The following is a 14,741-nucleotide window of genomic DNA, read 5'->3' as shown; positions in this document are numbered from 1 at the left end:
TCCGGGACAACGGAGAGAAAACAGGGCATGCTTGGAAGATGACGACCACAGTGTTTCCCACGCTGAGGACCACCGACATGGAGGCCACGACCACCCTGCTCGTCACCCTCGGCTTCACCGAGCGACTCACGGTTCGCGACGACGAGGACCCGAGTCTCATCCTCCACGCCGAATACGCACTCGGCGACACCGGAGGCATCATGGTCGGTTCGGTGCGCCACGACGGTTCGGCCCTCGACAGCGTCGGTGGAGCCTCCATCTACGTCGTCGTCGCGACCGAGAGGGAGGTCGACCGGCTCTACCGGGAGATCATGGAACTCGGCCATGCGATCGTCAGACCGGTGGCCACACAACCGCACGGCGGCAGGGAGTTCGACTTCCGTGACCACGACGGCAATTCGTGGGGCGTGGGGTCCTACCGCGGGGCTTGAGGCCCGTCCTGGACTAGAATCCTCAGACCCGTCCGGAAGCAGAACCCTCAGGCCCGTCAGGGCGAAGAATCCTCCGAGCCCGCAGTCTCTTTCGGAGAGGCGTCCTCGGACTTCTTCTTCTCCTCGTCCTTCGCCTTCTTCTCCTCGGCTTCCTTCTTCTCCTTGGCCTTGGTCGCCTCATCCTTCTCGAGCTCGAACTGCGCAGGAGCGCTCTCCTTGTCGCCGAGCTTGACGACGAGGGCGTACTTCCCCGGGGCGAAGCCCTTGTCCGTCTTGTTGCAGTTCTTGTCGACGCGGACCCGATTCCATTCGAACTGCGCAGTCTTCTGCGACTGCGGCGCGAACTCCGTCGGCGCCTCGGCGTTCTCGTCATCGTCGGCGGCGCAGTACTTCGACGACCAGACGACGTCGGAATCCTGCATGACGACGAATTCCTGCTGCTTCGTCCCCACCTCGATGAGGCAGGTGGCCGTGTGGTTGTTCGCCACCGTCATCTCGAACTTCGGCTTCGCGTTCTCGTCGTAGCTCTTCTTGTCGACCTTCGCGCTCACAGCGACGGCCTTCTCCGGGCACGCACCGCTGGCTGCCTTCTCGTCCGGCACGGGAGCCTGTGGGGTGGGTGAAACGGTGGTCGGGGCCGGCTCGGCCGTCCGCTCTCCCCCACCGCCGGTCAGAACCTTCGTGATCCCGACGACGCCCAGGACGAGGAGACCGATGACGACGAGGCTGAGCACACCGAGCGTGATCCGACGCCGACGGTAGACGTGCGCAGGCAGCTTCCCGCTAGACTGGCGGGGCTGCTGCGGCTGCGAACCACGATCGGAAGGAGTCATCGCAATGAGCCTAGGCAATTGCGAATGAGCATCCAAATGACACACCGCACCACGTCCCAAACTGGGATCACCCCCACAGATGCGGCCTTCCCGGACGTGCCCGAGGCTGACATCGCCGAGGTTCGGGCGACGATCATCGACTGGTTCGCCACCGCCGAAAGACCCCTTCCCTGGCGGGATCCCGAGACCACCGCCTGGGCGGTCCTCGTCAGCGAGATCATGTCCCAGCAGACTCCTGTCGCCCGCGTCGAACCCCGGTGGCGGGCGTGGATGGCGAAGTGGCCGACCCCGGCTGATCTCGCTGCCGCCCCCACCGCCGAGGTGCTCCACAGTTGGGATCGCCTCGGCTACCCCCGCAGGGCGCTGAGGCTGCAGGAGGCCGCCCGAGTCATCGCCGAGGAACGGGACAATCGAGTCCCTGAAACCGCCGCCGAGCTCGAGACCCTGCCCGGCATCGGGTCCTACACCGCGGCCGCGGTCGCCTCCTTCGCCCACGGCCAGCGCACGACCGTCCTTGATACCAATGTGCGCAGGGTCCTCATCCGGGTCTTCGCCGGCCGGGACCGGCCCAGCACCTCACCGAGCAGGCGGGAAACACAGTGGGCGGAGCAGTTCGTCCCAGCCGTCGATCATGTGCGGTGGAACGCCGGGGTGATGGAGTTCGGGGCCCTCGTGTGCACCGCCCGCAGTCCGAAGTGCGATGACTGCCCCCTCGCCGAGGTGTGCGCCTGGAATCGCTCAGGACGCCCCACTTCGGCGACGAAGCCGAGGACCCAGAAATGGGCCGGGACGGACCGACAGCTGCGCGGGGCGATCATGGACGTCCTCAAGGCCCGACACGAAGAGACCCTCGACGAGGCGGCGGACGATCGACACGACGGCGTCCCCTTCGACCTCCTCACCGCCCCCACGGCGGCCCTCGATGAGGACATGGTCGAATCCCTCGGAACGGCCACCTCGGCGAAGCTGAGGAGGATGCGCGACCTCAGCGCCGACGCAGAGCGGATCGCGCGGCTGGCAGCCGATCTCGTCTCGGACGGCCTGGCCGCACGACACGGGGATCGTCTCAGCCTGCCGCGGTGACGGACCGGCCGCCGGCCACGGTGCGGACACGGGACACGGACATCGGAGTCCTCGACTCCTCCGGACCCTCACAATTCCCTCAACGCACCTTGCCTCGTGCGCGGATCCTGTTGTTAGATGAGACCATGGACGCGCGCTTCATCACCGTCGACGACAATTCGTTCCACTGCCTGGTCAGCGAGCCTGCTGACGACAGCGCTGAAGCAGTGATTCTGCTCCACGGCTGGCCGCAGACCGCAGGTTGCTGGCGCGATGTCATTCCCAGACTGCACGGACCGGACGCGGATGCCCGGTACCGTGTCGTCGCACCCGACCTGCGCGGCTATGGGCTCAGCGACAAACCGGCGGACGGCTACGACAAGCGGAGCATGGCCTGGGACATCCTCGGCATCATGGACTCCCTCGGCATCGACCGCGCCCATTTCGTCGGCCATGACCGCGGCGGTCGAGTCGCCCATCGACTCGCCCTCGACTCGCCCGAGCGGGTCGCCACGCTCACCGTCCTCGACATCGCCCCCACCCATGCGATGTTCACCAACGGCCGGATGCGGACGGCTGAAGGCTACTTCCACTGGCTCCTCCACATGCAGAAGGACCTCCCGGAGGCGCTCACCGCAGGCAGGACCGCTGAGTACCTGCGCTACTTCTTCGAACGCTGGACGGTCCGCCGAGACCGGCTCGATCCGCACATCGACGACTACGTCCGCGCCTTCGAGCAGCCCGGGGCCATGCGGGCGGCCTTCGATGACTACCGCGCCACCCACGAGGATGTCGCCGTCGACGAAGAGGACTTCCGCGCGCAGCGGAAGCTGACGATGCCGGTGCTCGCACTGTGGGGTGCCGGCGGTCTGGCCGCGAACACGGACATCGCCACCGTGTGGGAGTCCTACACGGAGCACGTCGACGGACGCGCCATCCCCGACTGCGGCCACTTCATCCCCGAGGAGGCACCGGAGACCCTGGTCTCCGAGCTCCGGGAGTTCTGGTCGCAGTCCCGCTGAGCCGCGACCCGGGATCGGCAGCTGCCTAGAGGTACTTGATCATCCGGGTGTTGCCCAGTGTGTTCGGCTTGACCCTGGCGAGGTCGAGGAACTCGGCGACGCCCTCGTCGGCGGAATGGAGGAGTTCGACGTAGACCTCGGGCGAGACGGGGATGCCCTTGATCGGCTCGAACCCGAGGGACCCGAAGAACCCGGTCTCGAAGGTGAGACAGAAGACTCGGTTGACGCCGATCTCGACGGCGTCGGCGAGCAGCTGGCGGATGAGCGCCTTGCCGACTCCCCTCCCCCGGTAGTCCGGGGAGGTCGCTACGGTGCGCGCCTCGGCGAGGTCGGCCCAGATGATGTGCAGTGCCGCGCAGCCGGCGAGGATCTCCGAACCGTCAGGCTGCTCGTCGACGACGAGCCAGAACTCCTGGAGGGACTCGAAGTAGGTCACGGTGTCCTTCGCCAGCAGGATCCGCTGTTCGGCCAGAGGCTCGACGAGCGCTTCGATGCCCTTGACGTCTGATGTCCTCGCCCGGCGCAGGCGCAGCCCGCTCGGCAGCCCATGCGGCTGGTGGTGGTCTGCGGCGACGAGTCCGTGGTCGAAGGCGGCTGAGCTCATGCCCTCATTCAACACCATCGTCGGCGCAGGACTCATCGTTGTCCGCACCCGAGTCGGGGGCGGGCTGAGCTCCTCCGCAGACAGCGAAGCGGCCTCGGGGCGAAGAACCGTGGTTCTTCGCCCCGAGGCCGCTTGCGGTGGGCGTCGGTTCAGTCAGCCGATCAGATCAGCCGACCGCTTCGCTCAGGACGCTGAGGATCCGGACGATCCGGCACCGGCGAGCTCCTCACCGGAGGTCGAATCATCGCCTCCCGACGTCGGGAACGTCTCCGTCTCGACGCCGTCGAAGGTGAACTTCGCATCCTTGCCTTCGCCCTCGATGTCGACCTTGATCGTCTGACCGCGGCCGATCTCCTTGAACAGGATCTTCTCCGAGAGCTGGTCCTCGATCTCGAGCTGGATCGTCCGACGCAGCGGACGGGCACCGAGCACCGGATCGTAGCCGCGATCGGCGAGGAGGTTCTTCGCCGCATCGGTGAGCTCGACCTTCATGCCCTGATCGGCCAGACGCGTGTCGAGGCGCTCGAGGAAGAGGTCGACGATCTCGATGATCTCCTCCTTGTTCAGCTGCGGGAACACGATCGTGTCGTCGACGCGGTTGAGGAACTCGGGACGGAAGTGCTGCTTGAGCTCTTCGTTGACCCGCTGCTTCATCCGGTCGTAGTTGGTCTTGGTGTCACCCTCGACCTGGAATCCCATCTGCAGACCGCTGGAGACGTCGCGCGTACCCAGGTTGGTCGTCATGATGATGATCGTGTTCTTGAAGTCGACCTCACGACCCTGCGAGTCGGTGAGTCGGCCGTCTTCGAGGATCTGCAGCAGCGAGTTGAAGATGTCCGAGTGGGCCTTCTCCACCTCGTCGAAGAGGACGACTGAGAACGGCTTCCGGCGCACCTTCTCCGTGAGCTGACCGCCCTCTTCGTAGCCGACATAGCCGGGAGGCGAACCGAAGAGACGCGAGACGGTGTGCTTCTCCGAGTACTCCGACATGTCGAGGCTGATGAGCGAATCCTCATCCCCGAAGAGGAACTCGGCGAGTGCCTTCGCAAGCTCGGTCTTTCCGACACCTGTCGGGCCGGCGAAGATGAACGAACCGGATGGCCGCTTCGGATCCTTGAGGCCGGCGCGCGTGCGACGGATCGCCCGCGAGATCGACTTGACCGCGTCGTTCTGGCCGATGATGCGCTTGTGCAGCTCGTCTTCCATCCGCAGCAGACGCGAGGACTCCTCCTCGGTGAGCTTGAAGATCGGAATGCCCGTGGCCGAGGCGAGCACCTCGGCGATGAGATCGGCATCGACCGTGGCGGAGGTGTCCTTGCCGCTCTTGCGCCACGCCTCGGTCTGCTCCTCCTTCTCGTGCTGGAGCTTCATCTCCGAGTCGCGCTCTGAGGCGGCGAGTTCGAAGTCCTGCGCGTCGATCGCTGCTTCCTTGCGGTGACGAGCCTCGAGGATCTTCTCCTCGAGGTCGCGGATCTCCTGCGGCACCGACAGACGCGAGATGCGCAGCTTCGCACCCGCCTCGTCGATGAGGTCGATCGCCTTGTCCGGCAGGTACCGGTCGTTGATGTAGCGATCGGACATGTTCACCGCCGCGGCCAGCGCACCCTCGGTGATCGTCACCTTGTGGTGGGCTTCGTACTTGTCGCGCAGACCCTTGAGGATCTCGATCGAGTGCGCGAGCGAGGGCTCGGGCACCTGGATCGGCTGGAAGCGGCGCTCGAGAGCGGCATCCTTCTCGATGTGCTTGCGGTACTCGTCGAGCGTCGTCGCACCGATCGTCTGCAGCTCACCGCGGGCGAGCATCGGCTTGAGGATCGAGGCGGCGTCGATCGCACCTTCGGCGGCACCCGCACCCACGAGGGTGTGGATCTCGTCGATGAAGAGGATGATGTCTCCGCGGGTGCGGATCTCCTTGAGCACCTTCTTCAGGCGTTCCTCGAAATCACCGCGGTAGCGGGACCCGGCGACGAGCGACCCGAGGTCGAGCGTGTAGAGCTGCTTGTCGGTGAGGATCTCGGGGACCTCGCCGTTGACGATGGCCTGGGCCAGACCCTCGACGACGGCGGTCTTGCCGACGCCGGGCTCACCGATGAGAACGGGGTTGTTCTTCGTCCGGCGGGAGAGGATCTGCATCACGCGCTGCATCTGCTCGTGGCGGCCGATGACCGGGTCGAGCTTGCCCTCGCGGGCGGCGGCGGTGAGGTTGCGGCCGAACTGGTCGAGGACGAGCGAACCCGACGGGGTGCCCTCCTCACGTCCGCCGGCGGCCACGGGCTCCTTGCCCTGGTAGCCGGAGAGGAGCTTGATGACTTCCTGACGCACACGCCCGAGATCCGCGCCGAGCTTGACGAGGACCTGAGCGGCCACGCCCTCTCCCTCGCGGATGAGGCCGAGCAGGATGTGCTCGGTGCCGATGTAGCTGTGGCCCAGCTGCAGCGCCTCGCGGAGGCTGAGCTCGAGGACCTTCTTCGCGCGCGGGGTGAACGGGATGTGCCCGCTCGGCGCCTGCTGGCCCTGCCCGATGATCTCCTGCACCTGATCGCGCACCTGCTCGAGGGAGATGTCCATCCCTTCGAGTGCCTTGGCTGCCAGGCCCTCACCTTCGTGGATGAGGCCGAGCAGGATGTGCTCGGTGCCGATGTAGTTATGCTTGAGGAGTTTGGCCTCTTCCTGGGCGAGCACCACCACTCGGCGGGCTCGGTCAGTGAACCGCTCGAACATATTCACCCTCCTGGAGTCTTCGTATTCTGTAGAGCGTAACGACCCGCCCCCTGGATCTATTGCACGTTTCGCCCTCAGCCGAAACCGTTCGGCTGAGGGCGAAATCGGTTGCCGACCACACCCGTGCCCCCCGGCCGCACCCATGCGTCCTGCCGTCTGCCGGACACCGCCGAGGCGGTCGACCGATGTCCGATCCCTCACCGACCGTTCGGAGCGGGGATCCGAACGGATGCCCGCTGGATGATTTCACCGCTGTTCCGCATCCGGAACCGGGGTGACGACCGATCTTGCGGACTGGACTTAACTCGGCGGTAATGTCTGGCGACAGGTTCTATTTGACCGTTCGCGCTCAGCTCATTCACAAGAATCGTTGGAACTTCTCAAAACATTCCCATTCCCCGGATTCCCGAATTGCGAGACGATCGGGCACCGCGAATAACGCTGTAAACAGAGAACCGCGGGAACGACGATCCTCTCGTCGCTCCCGCGGTGCCCTTCTATTGTCCGCATCGGACCGACCGCCTTATCGGCGGAGTCCGACCGGGTATTCAGTTCTCGGCGGCTTCGTAGGCCTGCACGATCTCCTGCGGAATGCGTCCGCGGTCACCGAGCTGGTAGCCGTTCTCCTGCGCCCATTCGCGAATCTTGGCGGTATCGCGCTTGGGTCCGGAACTCGACGATCCTCCGCGGCGTCCACGTGAGCCGGGATTGGCCACGCGGCGCGCTTTGGCGATGTACGGGGCGAACGTCTCCCTCAGCTCTTCGGCGTTCTTCGTCGAGAGCTCGAGTTCGTACGTGCCCTGGTCGAGGCTGAAGCGAACGGTCTCCGCTGCTTCCGAGCCATCGAAATCATCCGTGAGGACGAGTCGCATCTCCCGTGCCATGTTCACCCTTTTCGTGTTCAGAAGACTTTACGGGTGTAAGCATAACATCTGTTTCCGCATTAGCGTCCAATTCGCTAACCTCATGTTCGGAATAGAATTTCTCGATCTGCTCGCGTTCGCGCCGATCCGCGCGAACAATGTTGCGCATCACGTACCAGAAGAGCAATCCGACGCATATCGAGGGAAGCAGGGCTTTGATGAGGTCGAGCACGACTCAGCCTTCCTCTCGGGATTCCGAATTCGCGGTCGCGATCGGTTTGGTGAAGGGGAAGAGAATTGTTTCTCGAATACCGAGCCCGGTGAGCGCCATGAGAAGTCGGTCGAGACCCATTCCCATTCCGCCCGTCGGGGGCATTCCATGCTCCATGGCCATGAGGAACTCCTCGTCGAGGCCCATCGCCTCGTCGTCGCCGCGGGCGGCGTCGGCGGCCTGGGCTTCGAAGCGCTCGCGCTGGATGACGGGGTCGACGAGCTCGGAGTAGCCGGTGGCGAGTTCGAACCCGCGCACGTAGAGGTCCCATTTCTCGACCACGCCGGGCTTCTCACGGTGTTCGCGCACCAGGGGTGAGGTGTCGACGGGGAAGTCGGTGACGAACGTCGGCGCCCAGAGCCTGTCCTTGTAGAAGTGCTCCCACAGCTCCTCGACGTATTTGCCGTGGGACCGGAAGACCCCGCCGAGGTCGACGTCGTTGTCCGCTGCGATCTTCTCGAGCTCCTCGATGCCCGTGAGCGGGGTGACCTCGACCCCGGACTCAGCGGAGAGGGTCTCGTACATGCTCACGACCGCCCACTCGCCGCCGAAGTCGTATTCGGTTCCGTCCTCGAGGGTGACCTGGAGGGAGCCGGTGGCGTCCTGGGCCGCGTTCTGGACGAGCGTCTTCGTCAGCTCGGCGATCGAATGGTAGTCACCGTAGGACTGGTAGGCCTCGAGCATCGCGAACTCGGGCGAATGCGTCGAATCCGCTCCCTCGTTGCGGAAGTTGCGGTTGATCTCGAAGACGTTCTCGATGCCGCCGACGATCGCCCGCTTGAGGAAGAGCTCGGGGGCGATGCGCAGGTACATGTCGATGTCGTAGGCGTTCATGTGGGTCTTGAACGGCCTGGCCGCCGCTCCGCCGTGCATGACCTGGAGCATCGGGGTCTCGATCTCGATGAAGTCCTGCTCGGCGAAGGTCCGGCGCAGGGAGGCCATCACCTGGGCGCGGGTGCGCATCGTCTCCCGGGCGGCGTCGCGGGTGATGAGGTCGAGATAGCGCTGGCGCACGCGGGTGTCCTCGGCGAGCTCGGTGTGCAGTCCCGGCAGGGGGCGCAGCGCCTTCGAGGCCATCGCCCACGAGTCGGCGAGCACCGAGAGCTCACCGCGCTTGGACTTGATGACCTTACCGTGGAGGAAGAGGAAGTCGCCGAGGTCGACGTCGGCCTTGAAGTCCGCGAGACGGTCCTCGCCGACCTCGCGCAGCGAGAGCATGCCCTGCAGGCGGGTTCCGTCACCGGACTGGAGGGTGACGAAGGCGAGCTTGCCGGTGGTGCGGACGAAGACGACACGGCCGACGACGCCGACGACGTCGTCGGTCTCGTCTCCGGCCTCGAGATCGGGGTGGGCGGCGTGCACCTCGGCGAGGGTGTGGGTGCGGGGCACCGAGACGGGGTAGGCCTCGGTGTCGGAGTCCAACATCCGCTGCCGCTTGTCCTTGCGGATCCGGATCTGCTCCGGATCGAGGTGCTCCTGCTGGGATTCTGCGGCTTCGGGGGCGATCGACTCAGTTTCTGCCATGGGATCAAGGCTACCGTGCGCCCGCCCCGCGGGGGAATTCGCGTGAGCCCGACGAGACCCCGGTCTCAGTCGAGGAGAGCGAGGATCTCCTGGGCCTGCGCCTCGGTGATCCGACCGAGTGCAAGCGCCTTCGCCGTCGTCGACCGGGCCAGTGCGATGTAGCTGTTGCGGGTCGCCGGACTGGAGACGCTGAGACTGTATTCGCTCAGGGCGGCCAGGTGCGCGGCCAGGGTTCCCGCGTCGCCCCGGCTGACCGGACCCGTCAGGGCCTTCGCACCGTTCTGCAGGGTGTTGGCGACGCTGGCGTCGACGAGGGCGGTGAGGACCCGGGAGGGATCGTCGACCCCCGCCTCGGTGAGCATGTCGAGGGCTTCGGAGATGATCGTGATCGTGTGGTTCGAGGCGTGGGTGATCGCGGCATGGTAGAGCGGACGGTCGGCCTCGGCGATCTCGATCGGCTCCGCTCCCATCTCGACGACGAGGGCCTCCCCGACCGGGCGAATGGGTGCCGGGGCGGTGACGGCGACCGTCGACTGCCGCAGCCGCGGCAGGTCGAGGGCGGTGCCGGTGAAGGTGAGCGAGGGGTGGAGGGCGATGGGCAGGGCTCCGACGCCGGTCGCGGGTTCGAGGACGTCGGTGCCGAAGCGTCCGGCGCAGTGGACGATGATCTGTCCGGCATGGATGCGCCCGAGGGCGGCGAGACCGGAGACGAGGGAGGAGATCTCATCGTCGGGGACGGCGACGAGGAGGAGCTCGGCGCGTTCGGCGATCCGGTCGGGTGGGAGGACCGGAACCCCGGGCAGCATCTCCTCGGCCCTCTCCAGGCTCGTCGCCGAGGTGGCGCTCACCCCGATGATCGCGTGCCCGGCCGCCCGCCAGGCGGCCCCGATCACGGCACCGACCCGCCCTGCGCCGATGATGCCGATGCCCAGCCGCGGTGCGTCGGGGACGCTCATCGGCCGATCCCCGTCCCGCTGCGGACCTGCTCGTCGTAGCGCTGCCGGGCGATGCGGGTGCGGTCGGCGTGCTCGGCGAAGAACGCCAGAGCATCCTCGGTGGCCTGATGGGTGACATGGGGTTTGATGGGCCCTGCCGTCGAATGGACGGCGACCGTGGCGAGCCCGAGGGCCCGCTGGAGGGGCCCCTGCTGGAACTGCATCGACTGCACGCGCTCATGCGGGACGAAGTCGACTCGGCGTTCGAAACGGCCGAGGCGGATGATCAGCAGCGCATCGGTGAGCGCGAAGGCGCGACGCCTCCACACGAGCGGATCGATCCACCGTGAGGACCGCGGCTGCCGATGGAACTCCGCCTCGGCGGCGGCTGCCTCAGCACCGTCCGCGACCGGACCGTGCATCGCGGCGAGGATGAGGCTGCGCACGCTCACTCCACCGGAAACCCGGGGTTCGGGCAGCGCGAGGCCGATCATCGTCAGCGCCTGGTCGAGGTCGCCGACGGGCAGGAGCAGGTTCGACTCACCGGACTCGCCGGAGCTGGCGATGTTGTACTCGGCCTTCCACCATCCGGCCTTCCGCCACAGGAGCGGCTGGTGGAGCGCCACGGCCTGCACCCGGTCGAGCGGGATGACCTTGCGCGAGGTCGAGGCGAGACCGTGGCTGACGGCGAGCCCGGAGTCGGTGAGGCGGACGACGAAGTTCGCATTGTTGAGGTCCTTCTTCACCGAGGCGAAGGCGGCGATGCCGGCGGGCAGGACGCCGAAGAGCATCGGCACGGCGGCTTCGCGGACGCCGCTGATGAAGAGGATGATCGCTGCGACGATGACGGCGACGAAGATGAGGACGCCGATGAGGAAGTCCGTCTTGAGCAGGGAGGCGATGACCACCCGGTGGACGGGGACGCGGATGATCTCGCCCTCGTCCTTGACCTGGGCCGACACCCCATAGGGAGCGAGCATGTCGTTGAGGCTGCCTTCGGCCTCCCCGAGCGCGTCGCCGGCCATCGTCGAGAGCCGTTTGGTCAGCCGCACGCCGACGCTGTCGCCGGCGCGTTCGGGGGCTGAGAGGTCGATCGTCGGTGCGCGGGTTCCGTCTCCCCCGTCACCGGGAATTCCCTCGCCGAGGCTGTCCCCCGTCTCCGTCGCACCCTGGCCCTCCCCGGGGCCCGGGGCATCGGCGGGCGCGGCGGCCTGTTTGACGTCGCGAACGGCGGCGAGAAGTTCATCGCGCAGCAGGTCGGCGCGCTTCCTGCTGAGGTACTTCAGCGACACGTTCGATCCCTTGCCTCCGGCGACGTCGAAGACGAGTTCGGCGAGTCCGAGGAGGCGCGGCAGGAGCTTCTGCTGGAGGTCGATCGACTGGACGCGGTCGAGGCGGGCTTTGCGCACCTTCTTCGCGAGCAGACCGGAGCGCGCGTAGATCGCCTCGTCGTCGACGCGGTAGCCCATGACCCGCCACGCGAGCCAGCTGTAGAGGGCGCCGATGAGGACGATGAGGACGATTCCGCCGATGACGGCGAGGAGCACGAGCTGGTGGGAGCCGAGCCAGGCGGCGAAGGAGAGGTCGATCGCGTCGCCGCTGGCGAGGTCGCTGATGGCCTGCTGGATGAAGTTCTGACCCACGTAGCCGCCGGTGACGATGATGACGACGATGATGCCGAGGCTCTCGAGCAGCGGCGTGAGCGGGTGGACACGGTGCCAGACGTCGGGGGCGGCCACCTCGGCGAGGGTGTCGGTCCCGTTCTGCGATGCCATGCTCACAGGCCTGCCAGGTTCGCCTGCCCGAGGCCCGCGAGACTGTCGCGCAGGCGGTCGGCGTCGGCACGGGGCAGGCCGGGGATCGTCGCATCGGTGGCGGCTGAGGCGGTGTGGAGCTTGACGGTGGCGAGGCCGAACATCCGGTCGATCGGGCCGGTGTCGACGTCGACGAACTGGAGACGGCCGTAGGGCACGACGGTGGTGCGTCGGAAGAGGATCCCCCGGCGGATGAGGAGGTCGTCATCGCGTTCGGCATAGCCGATGACCTTGGCCTGACGGTAGAGGACGACGAGGTAGACGATCGTCCAGATGAGGACGGCGACCCACGGCAGGTGGAGCCACGGCTGGTCGCGGATGAGCACGGGCAGCGCGATCGCGGCGGCCAGCAGCGGGACGAAGAAGCACAGGGAGGCGATGGTCTCTTTGAGCCAGTACTTGGGGCTGACTCGGGTGAAGACGACGTCATCCGGAGTGGCTGTCATGCGGCTTCGGCTCCTGGAGGGTCTTGGGGCGGGAGAGTACAGAAGATCTCGACGATGATGCCGACGATCATCAGCGCGGCCGCGGCCGCCATCGCCAACAGCATACCGGCAGCCAGATCGTTGCGGATGCCGGGCGCGGAGAGGAAGTAGTACGCGGCGTTGCCCACGTACCATCCGGCCAGTCCGGCTCCGGTCAGGGCGCTGGCCTTGGCCATCACCGCCACGCGCGCAGCCTGGAGGGGGTCGATCTCGCGGGTCCGGTCACCGTCGTTCCATCGCTTGATGGGGTACCCGAGGACGAGGAGGACGGCGGAGAGGATGAGCATGCCGATGATCGCGAACCACGGCTGACCGGGCAGGGCGAGGCCCTGGGATTCGAGCAGGACGTCGACGACGACGCCGAGCAGGGTGCCGGCGGTCGCCCAGAGGACGAGGGTGCCCGGTGTCGTTCGCTGCATGTATCCCAGTCTTGCAGATCAGGCGTCTGCGCGCTCGATCCCCTGGTCGTCGAGGGAGGCGATGGCCTCGGCGATCGGTCGCGGCCCCGTCGGTGAGTCGACGACGGTGTCCGGGGCGATCTCCGCCCAGGGCACGAGGACGAAGGCCCGCTCGTGGGCGCGCGGGTGCGGCAGGGTGAGGGCGGCGGAGTCGAGGACGACGTCGACTCCCCGGACGGTGTAGGCGATGACGTCGATGTCGAGCGTCCTCGGCCCCCATCGCAGCTCACGGGTCCGTCCGCAGGCGACCTCGATGCCCTGGCAGACGGCGAGCAGTTCGCGTGGGGGCAGGGTCGTCTCGACGATGACGCCGAGGTTGAGGAAGTCGTTCTGCTCGACCCCGCCCCACGGTGCGGTGCGGTAGAGCGAGGAGCGGGAGGCGACGCTGATGCGCGGGTGCCGGTCGAGGGCGGCGACGGCCTCATCGAGGGTAGTCGCGGCCTCGCCGAGGTTGGCACCGAGGCTGAGGTAGGCGCTGGCCGACGCGGGGTCCGATCCGTCGGCCCGCGCTGCCGTCTCCCGGGACCGGTCGACGGTGACGGTCACGTCGGCGAAGGTGCGTTCGATCGGGGCACTGGGTTTGTGGACGACGACCTCGACACGCTCGGTCAGGGTCAGGCAGTGGGCGGCGATCGCCTCGGCGAGGGTCTCGATGAGGTCGAACGTGTTGTCCTCGACGATGCGGGCGACATCCTCGGCGAGTTCGCCGTAGTGGATGGTGTCGGCGATGTCGTCGGTGGCCGCAGCCGCCGCCGTCGACGCGTGGAGGGTGACGTCGATGACGAAGTCCTGGCCGTCGCGCTTCTCGAAGTCGAAGACGCCGTGGTTGCCGCGCACGGTGAGTCCGCGCAGCGCGATCCGGTCCGGCAGCCCGCTCACCGCTGCGTCCACGGTGAGGGCGCGGAACCGGAGTGGTCGGCGATGGCGCCTGCGACCCGGCACGCCAGCGCCGAGGAGGCCGGGTCGTGGACGCGCACGGCCCACGCTCCGGCCTGGGCGGCGAAGGCGGAGATCACGGCGGTCGCCTCGTCCTTCTCAGCCTCTCCGGCCTGGGCCGGATCCTCAGGTGAGACGAGAGAGGCGATGAAGCGCTTGCGGCTCGCGGCCACGAGCAGGCGCTGATCGAAGACGGCGAACTCGCTCAGCCCGGCCAGAATCTGCCAGTTGTGCTCGGCGTTCTTCGAGAACCCCAGACCCGGGTCGACGATGATGTCGGCGGGGTCGACGCCGGCGGCGACGGCGGCGTCGATGCGGGTGCGCAGCTCGGCGATGACCTCGGCCACGACGTCGTCGTAGTGGAAGCTCGCATCCGCCCGGTCGAGGTAACCGCGCCAGTGCATGAGGACGATGGGAACGCCGGTGTCGGCTGCGACGGAGAGCATCGCGGGATCGGACAGGCCTGCCGAGACGTCGTTGATGATCTGCGCCCCGGCGTCGATGGCGGCCGCGGCCACGCGTGCGCGCATCGTGTCGACGCTGATGCGGGCCCCTGCGCCGGCGAGCTCGCGGACGACGGGGATGACGCGACGCAGCTCCTCGGCCTCATCGACGCGGGTGGCTCCCGGCCTCGTCGACTCTCCGCCGATGTCGAGGATGTCGGCTCCGGAGGAGAGGAGGTCGAGCCCGTGGGCGACGGCCGAGGACTGGTCGAACCAGCGGCCGCCGTCGGAGAAGGAGTCGGGCGTGACGTTGAGGACGCCCATGATCTGCGTCGCCAT

General features: G+C 67.1%; 15 protein-coding genes. 3 read left to right on the top strand and 12 right to left on the bottom strand.

Going from position 1 to position 14,741, the window contains the following annotated elements; genetic code table 11:
* The first annotated feature begins 38 nt into the window (after positions 1 to 38).
* Positions 39 to 431 (top strand): VOC family protein, encoded by a 393-nt coding sequence (locus AC0VYB_RS04010; protein WP_223290026.1) that lies wholly within the window; start codon positions 39 to 41, stop codon positions 429 to 431.
* A 56-nt stretch (positions 432 to 487) separates the two neighbouring features.
* Here the strand turns inward: AC0VYB_RS04010 and AC0VYB_RS04005 are convergent, their stop codons facing one another.
* Positions 488 to 1,264 carry a hypothetical protein gene (locus AC0VYB_RS04005; protein WP_227007280.1) on the bottom strand — a complete coding sequence of 259 codons (777 nt, stop codon included), beginning with the start codon at positions 1,262 to 1,264 and terminating at the stop codon, positions 488 to 490.
* A gap of 36 nt (positions 1,265 to 1,300) precedes the next feature.
* On the opposite strand from AC0VYB_RS04005, the gene AC0VYB_RS04000 reads away from it, so the two are divergent.
* Positions 1,301 to 2,347 (top strand): HhH-GPD family protein, encoded by a 1,047-nt coding sequence (locus AC0VYB_RS04000; RefSeq protein WP_131248341.1) that lies wholly within the window; start codon positions 1,301 to 1,303, stop codon positions 2,345 to 2,347.
* 125 nt (positions 2,348 to 2,472) lie between these two features.
* Positions 2,473 to 3,348 carry an alpha/beta fold hydrolase gene (locus AC0VYB_RS03995; RefSeq protein ID WP_131248342.1) on the top strand — a complete coding sequence of 292 codons (876 nt, stop codon included), beginning with the start codon at positions 2,473 to 2,475 and terminating at the stop codon, positions 3,346 to 3,348.
* Between the two features lie 25 nt (positions 3,349 to 3,373).
* Here the strand turns inward: AC0VYB_RS03995 and AC0VYB_RS03990 are convergent, their stop codons facing one another.
* The 11 genes from AC0VYB_RS03990 to folP all read right to left on the bottom strand — a co-directional run bounded on the left by AC0VYB_RS03990 (position 3,374) and on the right by folP (position 14,741).
* Positions 3,374 to 3,952: an amino-acid N-acetyltransferase gene (locus AC0VYB_RS03990; protein WP_009380675.1), complete on the bottom strand. Its 579-nt coding sequence runs from the start codon at positions 3,950 to 3,952 to the stop codon at positions 3,374 to 3,376.
* Positions 3,953 to 4,135: 183 nt separating this feature from the next.
* The gene (locus tag AC0VYB_RS03985; protein WP_063249268.1) at positions 4,136 to 6,673 is read right to left on the bottom strand and encodes an ATP-dependent Clp protease ATP-binding subunit; all 2,538 of its coding nucleotides are present in this window, start codon (positions 6,671 to 6,673) and stop codon (positions 4,136 to 4,138) included.
* A gap of 548 nt (positions 6,674 to 7,221) precedes the next feature.
* The gene (locus AC0VYB_RS03980) at positions 7,222 to 7,557 is read right to left on the bottom strand and encodes a histone-like nucleoid-structuring protein Lsr2 (protein WP_009380677.1); all 336 of its coding nucleotides are present in this window, start codon (positions 7,555 to 7,557) and stop codon (positions 7,222 to 7,224) included.
* A complete protein-coding gene (locus AC0VYB_RS03975) occupies positions 7,523 to 7,768 on the bottom strand; it encodes a hypothetical protein (protein ID WP_095376677.1) in 246 nt (81 codons plus the stop codon). Before AC0VYB_RS03975 ends, AC0VYB_RS03980 begins: the two co-directional genes overlap by 35 nt.
* Positions 7,769 to 7,771: 3 nt before the next feature.
* Positions 7,772 to 9,331: a lysine--tRNA ligase gene (gene lysS / locus AC0VYB_RS03970; protein ID WP_063249269.1), complete on the bottom strand. Its 1,560-nt coding sequence runs from the start codon at positions 9,329 to 9,331 to the stop codon at positions 7,772 to 7,774.
* Positions 9,332 to 9,396: 65 nt separating this feature from the next.
* Positions 9,397 to 10,287 carry a Rossmann-like and DUF2520 domain-containing protein gene (locus AC0VYB_RS03965; RefSeq protein WP_009380680.1) on the bottom strand — a complete coding sequence of 297 codons (891 nt, stop codon included), beginning with the start codon at positions 10,285 to 10,287 and terminating at the stop codon, positions 9,397 to 9,399.
* On the bottom strand, positions 10,284 to 12,041 hold the full coding sequence (locus AC0VYB_RS03960) for a PH domain-containing protein (protein ID WP_095376676.1): 1,758 nt from the start codon (positions 12,039 to 12,041) through the stop codon (positions 10,284 to 10,286). The genes AC0VYB_RS03965 and AC0VYB_RS03960 overlap by 4 nt, the downstream gene beginning before the upstream one ends.
* A gap of 2 nt (positions 12,042 to 12,043) precedes the next feature.
* A complete protein-coding gene (locus tag AC0VYB_RS03955) occupies positions 12,044 to 12,526 on the bottom strand; it encodes a PH domain-containing protein (protein WP_131248345.1) in 483 nt (160 codons plus the stop codon).
* On the bottom strand, positions 12,523 to 12,984 hold the full coding sequence (locus AC0VYB_RS03950) for a DUF3180 domain-containing protein (RefSeq protein ID WP_009380683.1): 462 nt from the start codon (positions 12,982 to 12,984) through the stop codon (positions 12,523 to 12,525). Before AC0VYB_RS03950 ends, AC0VYB_RS03955 begins: the two co-directional genes overlap by 4 nt.
* A gap of 18 nt (positions 12,985 to 13,002) precedes the next feature.
* Entirely contained in the window at positions 13,003 to 13,902 is a 900-nt protein-coding gene (gene folK, locus AC0VYB_RS03945) for a 2-amino-4-hydroxy-6-hydroxymethyldihydropteridine diphosphokinase (RefSeq protein ID WP_197932344.1), read from the bottom strand.
* Positions 13,899 to 14,741, bottom strand: coding sequence for a dihydropteroate synthase (folP, locus tag AC0VYB_RS03940; protein ID WP_095376674.1), 843 nt, complete (start codon positions 14,739 to 14,741; stop codon positions 13,899 to 13,901). The genes folK and folP overlap by 4 nt, the downstream gene beginning before the upstream one ends.

This window comes from Brevibacterium sp. Z349TD_9, assembly GCF_056173565.1.
This window is presented reverse-complemented; position numbering and strand designations above follow the sequence as displayed.